At 56.6% G+C, this 20,044-nt stretch carries 19 protein-coding genes and 1 pseudogene; 13 read left to right on the top strand and 7 right to left on the bottom strand.

The genetic code is table 11. The features are described from left to right. Positions 1-13 precede the first annotated feature (13 nt). Genes AOP6_RS01205 through AOP6_RS01215 form a run of 3 tightly spaced genes read left to right on the top strand, consistent with a single transcriptional unit; the run spans position 14 to position 4,748 of the window. Complete coding sequence (locus AOP6_RS01205) at positions 14-1,504, top strand: proton-conducting transporter membrane subunit (protein WP_155874819.1); 1,491 nt, start codon at positions 14-16, stop codon at positions 1,502-1,504. Continuing rightward, a complete protein-coding gene (locus AOP6_RS01210; RefSeq protein ID WP_155874820.1) occupies positions 1,501-3,006 on the top strand; it encodes a proton-conducting transporter membrane subunit in 1,506 nt (501 codons plus the stop codon). The genes AOP6_RS01205 and AOP6_RS01210 overlap by 4 nt, the downstream gene beginning before the upstream one ends. Further along, entirely contained in the window at positions 2,994-4,748 is a 1,755-nt protein-coding gene (locus AOP6_RS01215; protein ID WP_155874821.1) for a complex I subunit 5 family protein, read from the top strand. The genes AOP6_RS01210 and AOP6_RS01215 overlap by 13 nt, the downstream gene beginning before the upstream one ends. 14 nt (positions 4,749-4,762) lie before the next feature. On the opposite strand, the gene htpX is transcribed toward AOP6_RS01215, so the two are convergent. The 5 genes from htpX to AOP6_RS01240 form a co-directional block, all read right to left on the bottom strand. Beyond that, positions 4,763-5,617, bottom strand: coding sequence for a zinc metalloprotease HtpX (htpX, locus tag AOP6_RS01220; protein ID WP_155874822.1), 855 nt, complete (start codon positions 5,615-5,617; stop codon positions 4,763-4,765). A gap of 253 nt (positions 5,618-5,870) precedes the next feature. Further along, the gene (gene ccsB, locus AOP6_RS01225) at positions 5,871-6,713 is read right to left on the bottom strand and encodes a c-type cytochrome biogenesis protein CcsB (protein WP_155874823.1); all 843 of its coding nucleotides are present in this window, start codon (positions 6,711-6,713) and stop codon (positions 5,871-5,873) included. A gap of 29 nt (positions 6,714-6,742) precedes the next feature. Further along, complete coding sequence (locus tag AOP6_RS01230; protein ID WP_155874824.1) at positions 6,743-8,104, bottom strand: cytochrome c biogenesis protein ResB; 1,362 nt, start codon at positions 8,102-8,104, stop codon at positions 6,743-6,745. A 111-nt stretch (positions 8,105-8,215) separates the two neighbouring features. Continuing rightward, the gene (locus tag AOP6_RS01235; protein ID WP_155874825.1) at positions 8,216-8,635 is read right to left on the bottom strand and encodes a hypothetical protein; all 420 of its coding nucleotides are present in this window, start codon (positions 8,633-8,635) and stop codon (positions 8,216-8,218) included. Positions 8,636-8,788: 153 nt separating this feature from the next. Then, on the bottom strand, positions 8,789-9,949 hold the full coding sequence (locus AOP6_RS01240) for a DUF4382 domain-containing protein (protein WP_155874826.1): 1,161 nt from the start codon (positions 9,947-9,949) through the stop codon (positions 8,789-8,791). A 147-nt stretch (positions 9,950-10,096) separates the two neighbouring features. Here AOP6_RS01240 and AOP6_RS01245 point away from each other — a divergent pair, with 147 nt between their 5' ends. The 4 genes from AOP6_RS01245 to AOP6_RS15230 all read left to right on the top strand — a co-directional run bounded on the left by AOP6_RS01245 (position 10,097) and on the right by AOP6_RS15230 (position 12,870). Then, positions 10,097-10,351 (top strand): GSU3529 family protein, encoded by a 255-nt coding sequence (locus AOP6_RS01245; protein WP_155874827.1) that lies wholly within the window; start codon positions 10,097-10,099, stop codon positions 10,349-10,351. Between the two features lie 432 nt (positions 10,352-10,783). Next, positions 10,784-11,893, top strand: a complete 1,110-nt coding sequence (locus AOP6_RS01250; RefSeq protein WP_225897322.1) for a KamA family radical SAM protein — start codon at positions 10,784-10,786, stop codon at positions 11,891-11,893. 40 nt (positions 11,894-11,933) lie between these two features. After that, entirely contained in the window at positions 11,934-12,131 is a 198-nt protein-coding gene (gene rpsU / locus AOP6_RS01255) for a 30S ribosomal protein S21 (protein WP_155874828.1), read from the top strand. A 91-nt stretch (positions 12,132-12,222) separates the two neighbouring features. After that, positions 12,223-12,870 (top strand): hypothetical protein, encoded by a 648-nt coding sequence (locus AOP6_RS15230; RefSeq protein ID WP_225897394.1) that lies wholly within the window; start codon positions 12,223-12,225, stop codon positions 12,868-12,870. Here AOP6_RS15230 and AOP6_RS15365 read toward each other — a convergent pair. Further along, a pseudogene (locus tag AOP6_RS15365) lies at positions 12,792-13,235 on the bottom strand (cupin domain-containing protein); the annotation flags it as partial. The gene AOP6_RS15230 and the pseudogene AOP6_RS15365 sit on opposite strands and share 79 nt — an antisense overlap. 44 nt (positions 13,236-13,279) lie before the next feature. Next, positions 13,280-13,642 carry a cupin domain-containing protein gene (locus tag AOP6_RS01265; RefSeq protein ID WP_155874830.1) on the bottom strand — a complete coding sequence of 121 codons (363 nt, stop codon included), beginning with the start codon at positions 13,640-13,642 and terminating at the stop codon, positions 13,280-13,282. 207 nt (positions 13,643-13,849) lie between these two features. On the opposite strand from AOP6_RS01265, the gene AOP6_RS01270 reads away from it, so the two are divergent. The 6 genes from AOP6_RS01270 (at position 13,850) to AOP6_RS01295 (ending at position 19,943) form a co-directional block, all read left to right on the top strand. Next, positions 13,850-14,794: an AraC family transcriptional regulator gene (locus AOP6_RS01270; RefSeq protein WP_155874831.1), complete on the top strand. Its 945-nt coding sequence runs from the start codon at positions 13,850-13,852 to the stop codon at positions 14,792-14,794. Positions 14,795-15,004: 210 nt separating this feature from the next. Beyond that, a complete protein-coding gene (locus tag AOP6_RS01275) occupies positions 15,005-16,156 on the top strand; it encodes an iron-containing alcohol dehydrogenase (protein ID WP_155874832.1) in 1,152 nt (383 codons plus the stop codon). Between the two features lie 66 nt (positions 16,157-16,222). Beyond that, complete coding sequence (locus tag AOP6_RS01280; protein WP_346015143.1) at positions 16,223-17,218, top strand: alpha/beta hydrolase; 996 nt, start codon at positions 16,223-16,225, stop codon at positions 17,216-17,218. A 193-nt stretch (positions 17,219-17,411) separates the two neighbouring features. After that, complete coding sequence (locus tag AOP6_RS01285; protein ID WP_213194702.1) at positions 17,412-17,801, top strand: MarR family transcriptional regulator; 390 nt, start codon at positions 17,412-17,414, stop codon at positions 17,799-17,801. 114 nt (positions 17,802-17,915) lie between these two features. Continuing rightward, the gene (locus tag AOP6_RS01290) at positions 17,916-18,755 is read left to right on the top strand and encodes a DUF169 domain-containing protein (RefSeq protein WP_155874835.1); all 840 of its coding nucleotides are present in this window, start codon (positions 17,916-17,918) and stop codon (positions 18,753-18,755) included. Positions 18,756-19,079: 324 nt separating this feature from the next. Beyond that, positions 19,080-19,943, top strand: coding sequence for an aminotransferase class IV (locus tag AOP6_RS01295; RefSeq protein ID WP_155874836.1), 864 nt, complete (start codon positions 19,080-19,082; stop codon positions 19,941-19,943). The last annotated feature ends 101 nt before the right edge of the window (positions 19,944-20,044 follow it).

Genomic DNA, 20,044 nt, shown 5'->3' on the forward strand with positions numbered 1-20,044 from the left:
AGGATGGCCCGTCATGACAACTCTGCCCTGGGAAGTCGGCATCATTCTGGCACCCTTTATCTGCGGGCTGCTGGCCTTTGTGGGCGGCAAGCGATGTGGCCGCTGGTTCTTCGGCGCCAGCGTCCTGATGGTCGGTGCCGGCCTGTCAGCCCTGGCCCAGGAGCTGTGGCAATATGGACCACATGTCTATGCGGTGGGTGGCTGGGGTGCACCCCTGGGTATCGAGCTGTATGCCGACGGCCTGAGCCTGCTTATGCTGCTGCTGACAGCCCTTGTGGTGCTCTTGGTCGGCATATTTTCCCTGGGTCTGATCAAGGCCAGTCCTGTTGACGCGGAAGGCTGCGAAAACTCCCTGTTCTGGCCCCTCGTCCTCTTTTTCTGGGGCTCCCTGAATGCCCTCTTTCTTTCGCGCGATGTCTTCAACCTGTATGTCACCCTCGAACTTCTTACCCTGTCCACCGTTCCTCTGATCACTCTAAGAGGAACGGCTTCCGCCCTGGCGGCGGGCCTTCGTTATCTTTTTGTCGCCTTGATCGGCTCTTTGGCCTATCTGCTGGGGACAGCTCTTTTATATGCGGTCAGCGGCTCTCTGGCTCTTCACGCCCTGCCAGAGTCGACCGACAACATGGGTAGCCTGTCGGTGGCGGCTGCCCTCATGGTTCTGGGCCTTTTGCTGAAAACAGCCCTTTTCCCCCTTCACTTCTGGCTTCCCGCCGCCTATGCCGAAGCGCCAAGTCCCGTCAGTGCGCTGCTGGCGGCCCTGGCCACCAAGGCCTCCTTCTACCTCGTGCTGCGCCTCTGGTTTGAACTCTTCTCTTTCGGGCAGGAATTCGCCGCCGCGCAGTTTCTCGGCGTCCTCGGGATGCTGGCCATGCTCTGGGGTTCCCTGCTGGCCTGGCGGCAGGGGCGAGTGAAGAGGCTGCTGGCTTATTCAAGCATCGCCCAGATCGGTTACCTCTTCCTTGTCTTTCCGCTCATGGCGACCTGGACACCCGCCGGGACAGGGTTGTCGCTGGAGGTGCCGGGAGCCTGGGGTGGACTGATCTTTCTGATCCTGTCCCACGGTTTGGCCAAGTCGGCCATGTTCATGTCGGCGGGCTGTCTGGCCCACGCCGCTGGCTCCGACCAGATCGCCGACCTGACCGGCGTCGGCCGCCAGTTACCCGTCCCTCTCTTTGCCTTTGCCCTGGGGGGGATGACACTGATGGGGCTACCCCCCAGCGGTGGCTTTTCTTCCAAGTGGCTCTTTCTGAAAGCGGCGGTGGAAAGTCTGCAGTGGTGGTGGGTGCCGGGCATGCTCCTCGGCGGTGTGCTGGCGGCAGGCTATGTCTTTCGCGTACTGCGCCAGGCCCTGGTGTGGGATGCTGACGGCGGGCTGTCTCGCTCTGTTCCCCGCCGGATGCAGTGGACGGCCATGGCCACGGCGCTGCTCTCTTTGGCACTGGGACTGTGCGGTTCCTGGCCCCTCAATCTTCTGGCCGTCGGCTATCCGGGGGGACCATGAACTGGAGCAGTATTCTGCCCATCGCGACCTTGCTGAGTTCCCTGGTTACCGGGCTGGTGATTTTCGGCCTGCAGGAACGCCGGCATCGGCTGCGCACCACCCTGAACCTGCTGGGAGCCAGTATCAAGCTGCTCTTCGTGGGGACCATGCTCTGGGGGGTGTTCCGTGGGGCGGAATTTGCTTTTTCGCTGCCGTTGCTGCCAGGGGTCGATTTTGTCCTGCGTGCCGACCCTCTGGCCATGCTCTTTGTCGCCCTCTCTGCCGGACTGTGGTTCCTCACCACCATCTATGCTGTCGGCTACCTCGAAGGTTCACCTCATCGCAGCCGGTTCTTCGGTTTTTTCAGTATCTGCGTGACAGCGACAACGGGGATCGCTCTTGCCGGGAACCTGCTCACCTTCTTCATCTTCTATGAACTGCTGACGCTCTCGACCTATCCGCTCGTGGTGCATCGCGGCACCTCCGAATCCCTCTATGCCGGTGACACCTACCTCGTTTATACCCTGCTTGGCGGCGCCGCCCTTTTGACCGGCGCCGTATGGCTGCAGGCCTTGGTTGGTCCCGTCGAGTTCATGGCTGGCGGGGTGCTCTCAGCCGTTGCCTCTGCCCATCGCGTGCAGCTGATCGTCATCTTCTGTCTCATGGTGGGGGGGGTGGGGGTCAAGGCAGCCCTGGTTCCTTTGCATGGCTGGCTGCCCATTGCCATGGTGGCCCCGGCACCTGTTTCGGCTCTGCTGCACGCGGTAGCCGTGGTCAAGGCCGGCGCTTTCGGCATTATCCGCATTGTCTACGATGTCTATGGAGTGGAGCTTTCGGCGTCGCTCCACCTGCTGGGACCCCTGTCCGCCGTGGCGGCTTTCACCATCCTTTATGGTTCCGTGCGAGCCCTTTTTCAGGATGACCTCAAGCGGCGGCTGGCCTATTCCACGGTCAGTCAGGTCTCCTATATCATCCTCGGCGTGACCACCGTCGGGCCGTTGGCCACCATCGGTGGAGTCGTGCATCTGGTGCATCAGGGCATCATGAAAATCACGCTCTTCTTCTGCGCCGGCAATCTCGCCGAAACCCTGGAGGTTCGCCGGGTGAGCGAAATGGCCGGAGTCGGTCGCCGCATGCCCTGGACCATGGCTGCCTTTACCCTGGCCGCCTTCGGCATGATCGGCGTTCCTCCCCTGGCCGGGTTTGTCAGCAAGTGGTACCTGGGTTTGGGCGGAATCGCCGCCGGGCAATACTGGGTCGTGGGCGTGATGGTGCTGAGCAGTCTGCTCAATGCCGCCTATTTTCTGCCTATTGTCTATGCCGCCTGGTTCAAGGAGCCGACCGCAGCCTGGCCTGAGCGAGAACCAGGCTCGCGTCTGGAGACAGACTGGTTGCTGCTGTTGCCGACCCTGATCACGACGGGTCTCTCCGTCTCGGCCGGACTGCTGGCCGGACTCTCCTTCAGCCCGCTGGGCTGGGTGACCATGATTGCACGGGAGGCATACCGGTTATGGATCCCCTGATGGAAGCGCTCTTTTCCCAAGCCGTCTGGCTGGCCGTCCTGGCCTTTCCCCTGCTGCTGGCGGGTGGTTGCCTGTGCCGCCGGGGGCGGCAGTGGGCTGTGGCGGCAGCGCCCTGGTCGGCCCTTCCGGCCATCATTCTTGCTATATGGCCCCCTGCGGCCGGGGACTACCCCTGGTTGCTTCTCGGCAGCATCTTCAGCCTGGATCTCACCGGTCGCATCTTTCTGCTCTTCACCGCCCTGGTCTGGGGTTCCTCAGCCCTGTATGCCCGCGGCTACCTGGTCAACCCGGCACGTCTCCAGTTCTTCTTCTTCTTTTTTCTGCTGGCCATGACCGGCAACCTGGGCCTGATCATGGCCGGGGACATGGCGAGTTTTTACCTGTTCTTTGCCCTCATGACTTTCGCCGCCTACGGCCTGGTTGTGCATGAAAGAGACGCCGAGGCCCGACAAGCCGGCAAAGTCTATCTGGTCATGGCGGTGCTGGGGGAGGTGTTGCTCATAGCCGGCCTGATGCTGATCGCCTCGGAAGGCACCACGCGCCTGGCTGACATCGCGCCGCGAATCGCCGTTTCGCCCCATCGTCACCTGATCATCGGCCTGGTGTTGACCGGATTCGGCATCAAGGCCGGTTGCTTCCCCCTGCACCTGTGGCTGCCCCTGGCCCACCCAGCCGCGCCCACACCGGCCAGCGCCGTCCTGTCGGGGGCCATGATCAAGGCGGGCCTGCTGGCCTGGCTGCGTTTTCTCCCGCTGGGGGAGGCGGCTTTTCCCGCCTGGGGCATGGTCTGTCTGGTTGCCGGACTTATCGCGGCTTTTGGCGGGGTGGCCCTGGGCCTGGCTCAGTCCCAGGCCAAAACCGTGCTGGCCTATTCGAGCATCAGCCAGATGGGTTTGATGACGGGGGCCCTGGGTCTGGGACTGTTCTTCCCGGCGGCCTGGCCGTCTGTGCTGGCGGCTCTCTGCCTTTACGCCCTGCACCATGGCCTGGCCAAGACAGCGCTTTTTCTCGGGGTCGGTATGGCCGGCGCCGGAGGTGTGTGGGCCAGAAGGGTTTTTCTGGCGGGATTGCTGTGGCCAGCGTTGTCTTTGGCCGGGGCCCCCCTCACCAGCGGCCTGGTGGCCAAAAAGCTTCTGGGGGGCCTGGCGGTTTTTATCCCCTCGCCCTGGGGGGAAGTCTTTACCTGGACATTGGCCGGGTCGGCCGCGGCCACAGCGCTTCTCATGGCGTACCTGCTGCTGTTGCCCTGGACGCAGAGAAGTCGGGACAGGTGCCCGCCGACACCCCGGCAGTGGCTGGCCTGGGGTTTGGCACAACTGGGCGGGCTCTACCTGGTGTGGAAGGTCGTTCCCGGCTGGCTGGCGCCCTGGGGGGCAAAATCGCCAGGATGGAGCAATGAGGCAGCACTTAGCGTGCTGGTGGGAGCGGTTGTGGGCTTTCTGTTCTGGCGCCTGGCTAAAAAAAGCAGGAGCAGCTTACTACCGCCATTACCGGCGGGTGATATGCTGCTCCTGCTCTATGCTCTGGGAAGAGGCGCCCGTCAGGGGTGGGCGAACTATGGCGACCCGGCGGTGACGCGCCTGGTCAGGGCCTACCTGACCTTTGTCTGGCAGGGACCAATCGAGTTGTTCGGCCTGCACTCCCTGTTGGCCGCCAGTGAAAAGGGACTGTTACGCTGGCGTGTATCCGGGGGGCTCTTCCTGTTATTGGTGCTGGCCTTTGCGGTCATGCTGCTGCGTTGAACCGACCTTGGCTATCAGCCGCGGCCACTGGCCATATTTTCCAGTTTAGCGATGCGGTCATCCATGGGCGGATGGGTGGAAAAGAGGCTGGCGAGAGAGCGACCGGCAAGAGGGTTGACGATAAACATGTGGGACGTCGCCGGCGTGGCTTCCTGCATGGGCACTGCCTGGGCGCCCATTTGCAGTTTGCGCAGGGCGCTGGCCAAGGCCCTGGGCTTGCCGCAGATGCGGGCGCCGGAGGCGTCGGCCAGATACTCCCGCGAGCGGGAGACCGCCATCTGGATCAGCATGGCCGCCATCGGCGCGATAATGGCCATGGCCAGGCTGCCAAGCAGGCCACCGCCTTCCTCGTCATCGCTGCGGCCGGCACCAAAAATGGCGGCCCACTGCAGCATGTTGCCGAGCATGGCGATGGCGCCGGCGAAAGTGGCGGCCAGGGTGGAAATGAGCGTATCGCGGTTCTGCACATGGGCCAGTTCGTGGGCCATGACCCCTTCGAGTTCATCTTCCGTGAGCAGGCGCATAATCCCTTCGGTGGCAGCGACCGCGGCATTTTGGGGATTACGTCCGGTGGCAAAGGCGTTGGGAGCCTCGGAGGGGATGATGTAGACCTTGGGCATGGGCAGGCCGGCCTGCTGGCTGAGACGACGTACCATGGTGTAAAAGCCGGGGTGGTCGGCCTCGGTGACTTCTTTGGCCTTGTACATCTTGAGAACGATCTTGTCCGAGTACCAGTAGGAGAAGAAGTTCATGCCCCCGGCAATGAGAAAGGCGATGATCATACCCGACTGGCCGCCAATAGCGCTGCCCATAAAAACAAGGAGCAGGGTTAGGCTGGTGAGCAGAAGCGTCGTTTTAATGCGGTTCATGGTTTGTCCTCCGTACGCGCTGTTTGTGCGGCGGGTAATAAAAAAGACCTTTACCCGCGGCATGGTGAAATGCTGTGGATAAAGGTCTTGCAGATTGCGACGAAGCGTCGTAACCCCGCGTCCGGGAGGTGTGGCCTCCGTAATGACGAAACGCGGGTCGGTCATGTCTCCGACCGATTGCTACTCCCCTTTAACACAACGAATGTTATCTAAAGGCCCCCAGGTTTGTCAACAGGAATCAACCCAGCCTGCCTCAGGCGCCGCCGTAGGAATGCAGGCCGGACAGCACCAGGTTGACCCCCAGATAGCAGAAAATGGTGGCGGCAAAGCCGATGATGGACAGCCAGGCCGCCCTTTTTCCTACCCAGCCCCGAGTAAAGCGGGCGTGCAGAAACGCGGCGTAGACAAACCAGACGATCAGGCTCCAGGTCTCCTTCGGGTCCCAACTCCAGTAGGTGCCCCAGGCATAGTTGGCCCAGGCCGCCCCAGTGATGATGCCCAGGGTCAGCATGGGGAAGCCGAACATGATCGCCTTGTAGTTGATGTCATCCAGCACCCGAATGTCGGGAAAGAGAGCGAGGATGCCGTTTTTGTTGTCCTTGCTCTTTTGGGTATCGAGGATCAGATACATGATGGAAGCGCCGCAGGCGATGGCGAAGCCGGCGTAGCCGAGAAAGCAGGTGATGACGTGATAGGTCAGCCAGTTGCTCTGCAGAGCGGGCACCAGCGGAGCGATGGCATCGTCGAGACCGAGCTGGGCCCAGGTCATGCCGATGAAGGCGAAGGGGATGACAAAGGCCCCGACGGCCCGCTGTTTATACTTCAGATCCATCAGCAGGTAGACCAGCAGAATCGACCAGGCGAAGAAGACCACCGATTCATACAGGTTGGAGAGGGGAGCCTGGTTGTAGCCCATCTCCACCGCTTCAAAGTAACGCAGGGCAATGCCGGCGGTATTGGCGGCAAAGCCGGCCCAGGCCACGGCCGTTGCGGCCAGGGCGATTTTGGGGGAACGGGCGATGAGGTAGACGAGAAAAAGTACCATCGAGGCAAAATAGCCGATGGTGGTCAGGTTAAAGAATTGAGCGCTGTTCATAAAAGGATCTCCTTTAGTGGTAAACGGGATCAGGCCACCAGGTTCTTGGTCAGGTCTTTTTTCAGCTCGTCAAAATAGAGCGCGAAGGCGGCCTGGTTGCGGTGGGCGGAAGCGCCCATGTGAACGACACTGCCCTCGCCCTTGGGTTCTATGGTGATCCAGATGCGGCGATGGGAGATCATAAAGGCCGCCATGGTGCCCAGGATCAACAGCAGACAGCCGATCCATACCACCCAGACGCCGGGGTCCTTGTTGACCTGCAGGCCGGTATACTGGGGCTGCTTGTAGTCCAGCAGGGCAAAGGCGAATTCCCCGCCGCGGCGGCTGTCGAAGTCAGGAAAATTCTGCAGCACGATGAAGGGATTGCCGTGTCGTCCGTCGGGTGTGTTGACATGCATCTGCACGGCCGGCCCCATCCCCTGGTACGATTGAGCATAGCCGGTGACCGCAAAGGAATAGCCATTCGGCAGTGGCGTGTGCTCCCCCTCTCGGTTGATGGCAACGAGGGGTGAGCCCCCTTTGGGCGTCACCCTCATGCGGGTGGTGGCCGGGCCGGCAGGGCCGTAGCTCGACTGGTAGAAAGTGATTCCCTTGTAGTTCAGCGGCGTGTTGACGATGATCTTTCGATCGGAAATGACCTCCTGACCATCCTCGATGACATCCAGAACGCTGGCGTACTCTTTGGGACGCAAGCTGCCATCGTAGTAGGTGACGCTGAAGGAGTCGCAGCGCACGGTGAAGCCCAGGTCGATGGGTTCGCCGCCGCCACGGGGCCAGACCTGGTTCACCTGATCGCCCTCGACGATGTTGACGAACGCCTTGTATCCCCAGATGTTGCCGATGATGGCACCGATGAAGATGATGAGGATGGAGAGATGGGTCACATAGACGCCGAACCGGGCCCAGGCGGCTTTCTGGGCAAAGAGGTGCAGGCCGTCTTCGGTCCGGGTCAACACTGGGCGCGCAAACCGGCTGCTCAGGCTTTCGGATAGAGCTTGGGCGGTTTCTTCGGCATTTTGCCTGCTGTCGAACCGGGTGTGGTTGGCCAGGGTCAGCAGGGTATCGGGTGCCATTGTCAGGGAGGGTTCCCGGACGGTCTTCCAGACGCCCGGCAGCCTCTTGATGGAGCAGGCAATGAGGTTCAGGCAGAAGAGAATCAGCAGGGCAAGAAACCACCAGGCACGGTACATGTCAAAGAATTGCAGACGCTCGAAGAGGGTGTAGAGTCCCTCGCCGTATTGGCGGATATACTCTTCGGGGGAGCGATTCTGCTGGATCACCGTGCCGATGATGGAGGTGAGCGCCAACAGGATCAGGGTGAAAATAGTCAGCTTCAGCGAACAGAAAAAATTCCACACCGAGTGGAGCAGATTGTGTTTGGGAGTGGTCAAGGTTATTCCCCTTCAAATCAGGTCGATATCGGCACAGGCTTGCGGCTCCGCACCTTCAGTGAAGGGCAGCACGCCAGGCGAGAACAGGCCGCGGATTGAAACGGGGGAATCCTAACGTAGCAGGACGATGGTGCGGAGTTGAGCGAGGATAGTCGAGACTGGCGCCTTGGCCGCAGGAAGAAGGAGCGGATTCTGGCAGCCCGGATGCATGGAGAGGGGCGACAGATGGGGTGGCAGCGGAGCCAGGGGCTGGGAAGGCAGATTGCGCAGCGGGCGAGTTCGTGACTTCACCGCCCTTTCGGTGCGAAGGAGCTCCGTGCAGGAATCACAGGACTCCTGCGTCAGGGTACAGAGGGGCGTCTCCTGGCACGGGGTGGCGCAACAGGAGATGCTCTTTGCCCCATCCTTCAGGCACTCTTCTCCGTCGGCAAGGCACAGCACGGCGCCAACAGCGCTGCCAAATCCTACCAGCAGGTAGAGTAGCAGGCTGAGACAAACCAACGCGCGATGTAGTGGCCGATTGATGGGCAAAGGCTCCTCCAGGGTTGATGCACCAAGGATCATTTTAATGCAGTCCCGGATTTTTTCGCAACAGGAATCGGGTGGGCAGACGGTAGACGGGGCAAGCAACAGGTAGGAGATGGGCCGGCACGGAGGGAGCCCGCGCCGGCCCGGACAGCTTCATTAGAAGGTTATATTCTGTTCAGTCGCCGCCTCGGTGGTGATGGTGACATCCTCAATAACCTGAGGGTCGCCAACCAGTTGGGATTCCTCATTAAGCATGGAGGCGACCAGTTCGTAGGTACCGACCGGCAGGTCGATGGAGTAGAGACCCTCTTCAATCTGGACGGTCGCCAGTTCCACCATGCCGCTGCAGGGGGCCGGTGCTGTCTGCTGGATACTAAGTACCACATACTCTCCATCCTCTAGGGTCGCGCCCGTCACCTCGCCGGACAGGGTGCCGTGGTCCGCAGGTACCAGTTGGAAGTTGACCCTTGGGATGTCATCGGAGGTAAGGCTGATGGGTTCGCAGGCCGGGGCATAGCCTTGACCGCCCATCGGGGCGCGGAAAGAGACCACTTGGTAATCGCCAGGATTCAGAAAGAGGGCATAATACCCATCTTCATTGCTCAGTGTCGCCGCCAGTGTCTCGGCCGAATCGGTAGCATGGGCGCTGACTCGGGTGCTGGGCAAAGGCTTTTCAGTCTCTATTTCAACCACCCGGCCCTGCACCGTAGCGGCACTGGCGACGACCTTGATGGTCGGCTTGAGCAGGTACTTGTAATTATCCTTGCTGAGATTGCCGGCCACGACTACGGAACGGGCCGCATCGAAGTCGAGGATCAGCTCGGTGGTCTCATTGGAGGCGATGGTAAATCCGTTGACCAGTTTGATGCCGCTCTGTAGACCGCTAGGGGTTTTCAGTTCGTGGCTTACATCGTCCAGAGTAATGACGTAGTTGCCGTATTCGTGTTCCTTGTCCAACAGGTTAAGCCCGTCATCGGGGTTTTTCGACAGGATCAGGCGCATCTGGGTGTAGTTGCCGGGGGCCAGTTCCTCTTCTCCCAGCGTTTCCTGCACGCCGTTTACCAGTTCGAGCAGGTTGTAGGTTTTCTGCGGGGTGGCCACGGTCGTCCAGTCGCCACCCTCCAAATGGACGTCGACCCGGTCAATGGTGACGTAGATGGCCTTGAAGTCCGGGGTGGTGGCATCGACCATCTGCAACGACAGGGTGCCAGTCGCCGCGCTGCCGCTCGAACTGGAACCGCCGCAGGCGGCCAGCATCAGCAGGCCGATGGACAGGAGCATGCCGAGCAACAGCTTCACATTGTTCATTTTTTTCATGTTCTCCTCCTTTAGGGTTGAAAGTAACGTGCCTGTGCGAAAACTTTAGCGGCCTCTAATTTAAAGTCAAGTCCGCTTAACGATCATTTGCCTCAAATTGTGGTCTTGTTTAAGATAAAAAAGAACACCCCAGAGAGGAGAAAGCCCATGGATATTTTTCAGCAATTGACTAGGGCGGTGCGCAGGCAGCATGAAGAAGGTGAGCTGCCGGACTTCATCGTTCCTCTGCTCATGAAGGTGGCCCGGCATCCGGAAGATTTTGCCGGCCGTGAGGAGTTGGTGGCCAAGCTGGTGGAAAGGGTGGAGCAATACGAGACCTATTCGGAAATGTGTTGTGAAAAGATGGGTTTCGGCCTGGAGGACATCCATCGTACCCTCGATGAGCTGCGGGTGCGTTATTGATGTCTCGCTAAGGGACAGATTTGACCCTCGCGCCTCATTATGTTACCCTTTTGATTCTGTGGCGGCGCCGTTCCCCGGCGTTCCGACCCTAGACCCGCTCATGAGGTGGACCGTGCAGGCCCGTTCTGTACGGAACGAACCCTCTCTCTTTGGGGCAGCACTGGCTTGAAGCGTTCCGTTTCAAGACCGGGTGCGGGTGGCCCCATCCTTCGTCAGAAATAATCTTCTTTACGCGTGCTGTGCGCGACCTGTCTCTGTGCTGATCATCCTGTGTCGATGGTCGGTTCCTCCTGTTCCGGAGCCTCCTTTTAAAAGGGGCGATGGTCGGATTCTCCCCTCAATCATGGTTTCAGTCGCGCCGGTACCGAGTTATTCAGCTGCCGGATGGCCCCTGTTTGCTTAAAAGCCATCCCGACAACAGGAAAGGACGCTATGAAAAACCAGGCCATGAAACACAAAGAGGACGAGGTGAGTAGCTGGCAGGACCAGATGAAGAATTTCGTCAACACCGTCGACCGGGTAAAAGAGTATGTGAATCTCACCCCGGAAGAAGAAGAGGTGCTGCGCAACAATAAAACAGTCTGGGGAGCGACGCCGCATTACGCTTCATTGATGGATCGAGACGATCCCGCTTGCCCGATCCGCCGCCAGATTATCCCCTCCAGGCAGGAGCAGGAAAACCGCTTCGGTATGGATGATTATCTGATGTGGAAGGAAAATCGCGCCACCGAGGAGGTGCGCCCCGACAGCATTGCCCGCCAGTACAAGAACCGCGTCGCCTTTACCGTCACCCAGACCTGCGGCATCTACTGCCGGCACTGCTTCCGCAAGGAACTGGTGGTGGACGGCAGCCTGACCCTCGACTTCAACGTGGACGAGGGGTTGCAGTGGATCGCCGAGCACCCTGAAGTGCGTGATGTCCTCATTACTGGTGGCGACCCCTTCCTGCTTTCCGACGAGCAGCTCGAATACCTCATCCGCAAGCTGCGCGAGCTTCCCCATGTCGAGATGATCCGTATCGGTACGCGGACTCCCATCGTGCTGCCGCAGCGCATCACTCCCTCGCTCATGAAGGTACTTGGCGGCTTTCATAAGGTGCCCATCTGGATCAACACCCAGTGCAACCACCCCCGGGAACTCACGGAAGAAACGGCACGGGCCGTGTACAACTTGCTGAGCTGCGGTGTCAACGTAGGCAACCAGGCCGTGCTGCTCAAGGGGATCAACGACGACGTGGAGACTTTCCGCGAGCTGCACGAAAAGCTGCTGGCCACCCGCATCCGTCCCTACTACGTCTTCTACTGCGAGGCGGCACCGGGTATCGACCACTTCCGCACTCCTGTGGAGAAGGGCTCGCAACTGATCCGGGACGCTCTGCGCGGCCACACCACCGGTCTGGCTCAGCCGATGCACGTTGTCGCCACCAATATCGGCAAGATTCCCCTGATGCCCGATTATTACATCCAGGGGAAAAACGACAAAGAATACACCCTGAGGAATCACAAGGGGGAGACGACGACGATTCCCAATGTGCCCGAGTAAACGCGGGCGCTTTTAATCGTACATGAAAGGAGAGTTGCTTTTGGAGATCAAGGTCATTGACGGCAATCTGGTCAAAGCCATGAAAGTCATGAAGCGCAAACTTCAGCAGGAAGGCTTGTTTCGCGACATGAAAGCCCAACGCTTTTATGAGAAACCCAGCGTCAAGCGCAAGCGCAAGCAGAAAGAAGCTCTGCGGCGCGAGCGCAAGCGCCTGAGTAAGCTGAAGCGTTTTTATTGAACCTGCACAACCAAAAGGGAGGGCCGTTGCCAGCGCTAGCCAGTAGTTTTATGAGTGGATAGATTTTGTACCACTAGAAATTTAAAACCCATTGTTGGTACAAGTGTTGGTAGTAATCTGTTCTTCATGTGGAAATATACACAAAAACGATACTTTAAAACGGTTTTCGATTCCCGCCACCGAAACCATCAGACCCTGGGGTGAGCCGGAAAGGGAATGGCCCATTTATGGGGTCAACAACAAGGAAGGCGTTTTTCTGAGTTCCATTCAGTTTGGTAAGGAGTTTAACGCGCCTTACAAGAAAATCGAAAAAGGATGGTTCTTTCATAACCCCACACGCGCCAATGTCGGTTCCCTCGGCATCGTGCCCGAGGTGCCATCGGATGCGATCACCAGCCCCGAATATCAGGTGTGGAGGCTAAGAGGTGGTTTTCTGCCTGAGTTTATGGCGCTTATGCTGAGAACGGATTTCTTCCTTGCATTGGTGGCTTTCAACCGCGTTGGCGGCGTTAAGAAGCGGATGTACTACGCGAATCTGGCCGAAATCAGGCTTCCAGAAATTCCGACGGAGGTGCAAAAAAACTTTGCCGACCGGCGAGGAGAGATCCTGGCAAACATCAAAGAGGCCAATGAAAGACTGGACCACCGGAAAAAAAGAAAGATGACGTTCTTGCCATCCAGGACACCGGTCAAAACGAGATGGGTCATGGGGGAATCGGGAGTGGCACCGTGCCAATGATCGATGTCAGGTGGACACCAGACAGCATCCCCGGTCTTAATGGTCACGACTTTTCCATCCCGTGTCCCGGTTAGTCCAACTCCAGAGGTAACGACCATGTGCTGCCCGGCAGGATGGAGGTGCCAGTTGGTTCTGGCTCCCGGTTGAAAGGTGACATAGGCCCCGGAATAATGGGCGGTCTCGTTAGAAGGGAACAGCATGTCGACCTGAACTTCTCCTGTGAACAGGTTTTCAGGGCCTGCAACCGATTTCTGTGTCCCCGCCGCAAAAAGTTCCTGAGTAGGGTTGGCGGCAAGGGCAGGGCTAGACAGCGCTACCGAAGAAAGAAGCAGGCAAGTGGCCAAAAAACTTGATACGTATTTCATTGTAATCTCCATTATTTGTATTGTTCGTCGCTGACATGCTCCAGTCACTCAACGGATGAGCCATCGACCTTTTCTTGGATGGCGATGTGTGTCATGGCTGTCGTGGGAGAAGCGCCGTGCCAATGCTTTTCGCCGGGTGGGAACCAGACAACGTCCCCCGGGCGAATTTCCTCTACAGGTCCGCCGTCGCGTTGCGCCCGTCCACAACCTGAGACAACGATAAGGGTTTGCCCGGCAGGATGGGTGTGCCATGCAGTCCTGCCACCCGGTTCGAAAGTCACGGTAGCGCCCGTTGCACGTGATGGATCTTCCGCCTCCAGAAAAAGGGGGTCGATCCGAACTGTGCCGGTAAACCATTCTGCTGGGCCCTTGATCGAGGGCTGTGTTCCATTTCGTTTTATTTCCATCTTCACTGTCCTTTCATGGCTCTCTAGGGGTGTTTCTTGAAACGCCGAAGCCTGTGTCATTGTTTACGTAGATATTACCCGTCACAACAAAAGCCAGATAGACAATTCCTCTCGACTTATTGCCTATTCCTGCAATATCGATATTTTTTCTTCAGCTATTATATTATTGATGATATAGTTCTGGTAATTAGATCTCGGAGGAAACACATGAAAAAGCAAGCAATTAACAATAGTAGCGCCATTGAAGGCAGGGGTCATGGTCATGGTTCTCTGCTTGGCGATATTGCACGATGGACCAATGATTGCGATGTGCTGGACACCAAAATACCGGGCTTGTCCTTTTATCGCTACAGTGGGCCAACAGAGCCAAGCTACGGCCTATATGAGCCGAGCATTTGCCTGGTCGCGCAGGGAGCGAAGAGGGTCCACTTGGAAGGCGAGTCGTTTATCTACGATGCCAACAACTACCTTCTCGCCTCAGTACATCTTCCAACGACGTACCAGGTCATTTCAGCTAGCCCCGAAGAGCCATTCTTGGGCCTGGTATTGAAATTCGACATGAAGGAGTTGTCGCAGTTGATGATCGACAGCAATCTTCCCTCAACCGGTAACAAGCAAATCGAAAGAGGGATTGCCACCAGCGAAGTCACACTGCCCCTGCTTAGCGCCTTCGAGAGACTCGTCAAGTTGCTCGATGAACCCGAGAGCATTCCCATTCTTGCGCCAATGATCCACAGGGAAATACTCTTTCGCCTGCTCACAGGGGAGCAAGGGGCGCGACTTCGCAAGATTGCATCGGCAGGAAGCAGGAGCCATCAAGTTGCTCGTGCGATTGATTGGCTTAAGGGGAACTTCTCGCAGCAGTTACGCGTAGAGGATTTGGCGGATATGGCAAACATGAGCCCGTCCAGCTTCCATAGCCACTTCAGGTCAATGACCTCCTTGAGCCCGCTTCAGTATCAGAAGCATCTTCGTCTGCAAGAAGCGCGACGTTTAATGCTTGCCGAAAATCTTGATGCGACGAATGCTGCCTTCCGGGTCGGCTACGAGAGTTCATCGCAGTTCAGTCGCGAGTACGGTAGACTCTTTGGGGCACCGCCGCTGCGCGATGTATCCCAATTGCGTCAAGAGGCTGTGGGGGCTCTTAACTGACAGCATTCCTAGACCTCTGACCGACCACAACTATATGCTCACTCCTGATGGGGTGGCCCTCTTTGGGCCACCCCATATTCGTTTAAAAATTACATAAAACGGATCCGATTGTAGGATTGTGCAAAGATTGAATAGGTCTATGTATTTTATATTATCTCCTAAGTGTTTAATATGGCATCAACAAATAAGAAAAACGACAAGGAGACTCAAATGCAAGATTTCACTTTTTTCAACCCCACAAGAATCGAATTCGGCAAAGGGAAAGAAGCTAATATCGGACAATACGCCAAAGACTTTGGTGTCGGCAGCGTTCTGGTTCTCTACGGATCTGAGCGGATCAAAAAGGATGGACTCTATGGACGCGTTACCGCATCACTCGATGAGCAAGGCATCAGCTATAGTGCTCTGGGAGGCGTCATCAGCAACCCGGTGATCAGCAAGGTCCGCGAGGCGGTCAAGGTCGTCAAAGAGAACAACCTGCAAGGCATTGTTGCCGTCGGTGGCGGATCGGTAGCCGACTCAGCCAAGGCCATTGCCGCTGGAGCCAAGTATGACGGCGACGTCTGGGATTTCTTCATCGGTAAGGCCGTCGTCGAAGACGCCATCCCCGTTTTCACCATCATGACTCTGGCCGCTACTGGCAGCGAAATGAATCCCTACGGCGTCGTGACCAACGAAGAAACTCAGCAAAAGTACAACCTCGGCGGACCTTCGCTCTTCCCGAAGGTGTCAGTCATCAACCCTGAGCTGATGGCCACTGTCACCCCGGACTACCTGGCATACTCGGCGGTCGACATTTTCGCCCACTGCCTCGACCTGTATTTTACCGCCAAGGTATTCCCGGAATTCACCGCCGCCTTGATCGAAAATATCTTGGAAACCGTCATGCGCACCACCAGCGTGTTGATGAAAAACCCCGCCGATTATGATGCGCGAGCAGAGTTTGCGTGGGCCTCCACAATGGCTCTAAATGGAAACACCTTTGTCGGTGTTGCAGACAACTCTTTTGATACACACATAATTGAGCATGCGATGGGCGGACTATACAACGTGCCCCATGGGGCCGGTCTCGCCGTCGTCCTTCCTGCATGGATGAAGTCGATCAAAGATCAGATGCCGGAACGCTTTGAGCGTTTCGCAGAGAAGATGTTTGGTGAATCTGATGCAGATGCCGGTATCGCTAAACTGACCGAATGGTTCAGCGCTATCGGTGCCCCGGTGACCTTCGCGCAAGCAGGGCTTGCTGCGGATGCCGTTGATCCCATCGCTGAAAATGCTTTCGGCATCGCGAAGCTCTGGGGCATGGACCAGCTTTATCCCCAGCAGAGGATTGCTGAAATTCTCAAGTTAGCTGTGAAGTAACGAACTGAAAGGGGTTCTTAGATGAAAACATATCTTACAAAAAAACTTACGACCCTATTTTTGTGCATGGCCATGACCCTGCCTGGCCTGGCTCTCGCTGACAACAATGGGTGGGACAAGACGTTTGCCAAAAGCGATAAAGTAGACCACGAAAAGGTCTCCTACAAAAACCGCTTTGGAATCACCGTTTCTGCCGACAAGTATTTGCCGAAGGGCCTCGACAAATCCAAGAAACATCCCGCTATCGTCATTGGCACCCCCTATGGAGGAGTCAAGGAGCAGGGTGCTGGCATCTACGCTCAAACTATTGCAGAGAGAGGCTTTGTAACGATTGCCTTCGACGAATCCTACAATGGCGAGAGCGGAGGTCAACCGAGACGAGTTTCCTCGCCCGACATCTTTGTAGAAGACTTCAGTGCAGGCGTTGACTACTTAGGCACACTTCCGTTTGTTGACCGAAACAAGATCGGCGCGATCGGTCTGTGCGGCAGCGGTGCCTTCGCCGTTACTGCGGCCCAGGTTGACCATCGAATCAAGGCGGTTGCCACTGCAAGCATGTACGATATGAGCCGCTTTATGCTCAAGGGCTGGAAAGATTCGATGACTGATGAGCAGAGAAATCAAACTCTCGAACAACTTGCCGAACAGCGCTGGAAAGACGTTGATAGCGGATCGCCCGAATTGACTCCGGCCTTCCCGAGCGAACCGGCCAAAACTATTCCGGAGGGCCTCGATCCGATTACTAGCGAGTTCTTTGAGTACTACGCCATGGAACGTGGGCACCACCCGAACTCCATCGCAGCGTTCACCAAGACGAGCGCCATGTCTTTTATGAACTTTCCTCTGATGGACCAGATCAAGTCGATCTCCCCGCGTCCCATTCTATTCATCATGGGCGAAAACGCCCACTCTCGGTACTTCACCGAAGATGCATACGAAATGGCCGCAGAGCCGAAAGAGCTTTATATTGTCCCCGGGGCACGCCACATTGATCTGTACGACGATGTTAAACTGATCCCATTCGACAAGCTCACATCCTTTTTCAGCAAATATCTGAAATAAAGTAATCAGCACCCCCTGAGATTCACAATGTGTGGCCTGTTTAACGGGCCACACTTTTTTACTCACCTTCAGCATGGTATGCCCCCCTTAAATTCACTTGACTCAGAAGTATGGTTGCATGTACAACTAAAATATGACTTTTTCTTATGACCACAATCAATCACTTGGATACTTGACTGGCATTGCAAGCAGAATGCTTAACAACACGCTTGCCGCGAGACTTAAGGCTTCGGGTATCGACATGACATCCGAACAATGGGGAGCCATCATCATACTTCTTAACGAGGGGGCTATGTCTCAGGGGCATCTTGGGGAGAGGCTTCACCTTGAGAAGTCAAGCGTGAGTCGGCTAACGAATGGACTTGAAAAGCGTGGCTGGATTGAACGGACCAAAGACTCAAAAGATAGTAGGCAGCGGCTAGTAGAGCCGACGCCAAAAGCCCTAGAAACGGCAGAGCAGTGCGCGATCATTGCTAGGTCTATCCACGAAGAGGCGCAACTCGGCATGAACGAGAGTGAGATGATTGCTTCAAGGTCGCTCTTAACGAAGATCATAAAGAACCTGGAGGGGGCGTCAAAGTAAGAAGCATCGATTAATGTTAACGAATTAGTTGCATATACAACGTGATTGAAGGCATCACCAAATGTGCTGCACCTTCTCTCTTTGCATATGCTATCAACAACAAGGAGAAACACTATGATTGAACAATCAATACTTGAAGACACTAAAACTTTACTCGGATATATCGGCTTGGATGAAGAGCCGATCGGGGTTTATTACGCGGACACAAAGCCAGATCATGCCTTTGGACCCAAGCTTGGACCGCCCATTACGCGCGAACTAGAAGAACAGGGCCAGATTGACATGCAGGCGGTGTTTCAACATTTTTCATGCGTTATTGGCAACATCTGGCTAGCAAGGAAGAAGAAGGGAACCGCCTATATCTCGACAGAAGAATACGGATGTCCCGGAGGTTCTTTCTATTGCTCCATGATGAAACCAAACCTTCGCTTCATTGAGCACTACGTGACCACGGGCTTCGAAGGAACCCCGATTCATGGTGAACGATACCTGCCTTCCCCGGAAGCCATGAGAAAATTTCTCGAAAAGGTCGACCCTCGTGAGGCCCCGGCTAAATACTGCCTCTTCAAGCCCCTGTCGCTCTTTACTGACAATGAAGTGCCAGAGTTCGTGATCTTCTTCGCGCGCCCCGAAGTTCTGAGCGGCCTCTTCACCCACACCACTTTCACCACTGGAGAGGTTGACAGCATCGTGTCTCCATTCGGCGCAGGGTGCACCAACGTTGTAGGTTGGCCTCTCCACTACCAGGAAAAGGGACAGGAAAAAGCCGTACTCGGAGGCTTTGACCCATCAGCTCGCAAGTACATGAAGACCGATGAATTGACCTTCACAGTCCCCTGGTCTCTGTATCAGAAAATGCTGAAAGCTTTGCCCGAATCAGTATTCTGCGTGGACGGAGAGTGGAAGACGGTGCGGAAAAAGATTAATCGAAGTGCAAAGACCTGGGGTGAATAACTCTAGCTAAAACAAAGACAAAAGGCCGATCTCAACAACGAGATCGGCCTTTTTAGTCTTCAAGAGGCTATCAATAATAGCCAAGACTCAAAAACACCAGATTATGTACACCCCTTGAAGGCAAACATGAGGGCGTTTTTCATAAAAGGGAGAAGACACAATATCTAGTGGTACATAATCTATCCACTCATAAAACTACTGGCTAGTTGCCAGCGGCGCTCCCTTTTTTGTACCCTGCTAGTTGGCGGCCTGTCTGCTTTAGGTTAGAATGGGAGCTGGTTTGCATGCCAGCTGATTCCGATCTTTCCCGGGCAGGAGAATTCCATGAGTTATGTCTATCTCAATGGCCGCTTTACCGAGAGCGAACAGGCGACGGTTTCCGTCTTCGATCAGGGTTTTCTCTACGGCGATGGCATTTTTGAGAGCTTCCGTTCCGTCGGTGACCGGCTCTATCAGTTCTCCCAACACTATCAGCGCCTGCTGCAATCGGCCGAGGCTCTCTGTTATCCGCTGACTTTTACCCAGGCGCAACTGGAAGATATCCTGCTGGAGCTGCGCCGGAAGAATGGTCTCAAAGACGCTTACTACCGTATTACCATCACCCGCGGCAAGGGGCAGATCGGCTTTCAGCGCGACATGAACAACGACTTGACCTGCCTGGTGGTGGGGACGGAATTCAAGGGTTTCGACCCCATCCACTACCGGCAGGGCATCCCTCTGCGGGTGGCCCAAACCCGCCGCAACGCCCCCGAGGCCATCAGTCCCAAAATCAAGTCCATCAGCAACCTCAACAGCCTGCTTGGCAAGCTCGAGGCTCGGGCAGCCGGGGCCTTTGAGGTCGTTATGCTCAACAACCGCGGTCATATCTGCGAAGGTGCTTCCTCGAACATCTTCTGGGCCAAGGACGACTGGGTCTTCACGCCTGACGTTTCCACGGGTCTGTTGGAGGGGGTGACGCGCGCCACCATCATGCGCCTGTGCGAAGAGGTGCTCAACCTGCGCGTGATCACCGGGGAATTCCGCCTGCAGGATCTGAAGTTCTCCGACGAAGTCTTCATCACCTCCACCTCCCTGGAGGTCATGCCGGTGGTGCGGGTTGACGACTTCACCATCAAGCAGGGCCTTGCCGGCCCCATCGCCCACCGCCTGCGGCAGGAGCTGCACCGGGATATGGGCAAGGAGAGCTGACCTTCTTTTCCCTTTTCAACCAGCGGGCGATTTTTTCTGCGACGGCGATTGCGTCCGAGGGTAAAGTCTGCCATATTGCGGGATTAATTCCGTCAACGATG

Origin of the sequence: Desulfuromonas sp. AOP6, assembly GCF_009731355.2 — a bacterium.
In the GTDB taxonomy this organism is placed as follows: Bacteria; Desulfobacterota; Desulfuromonadia; order Desulfuromonadales; family SZUA-540; genus SZUA-540.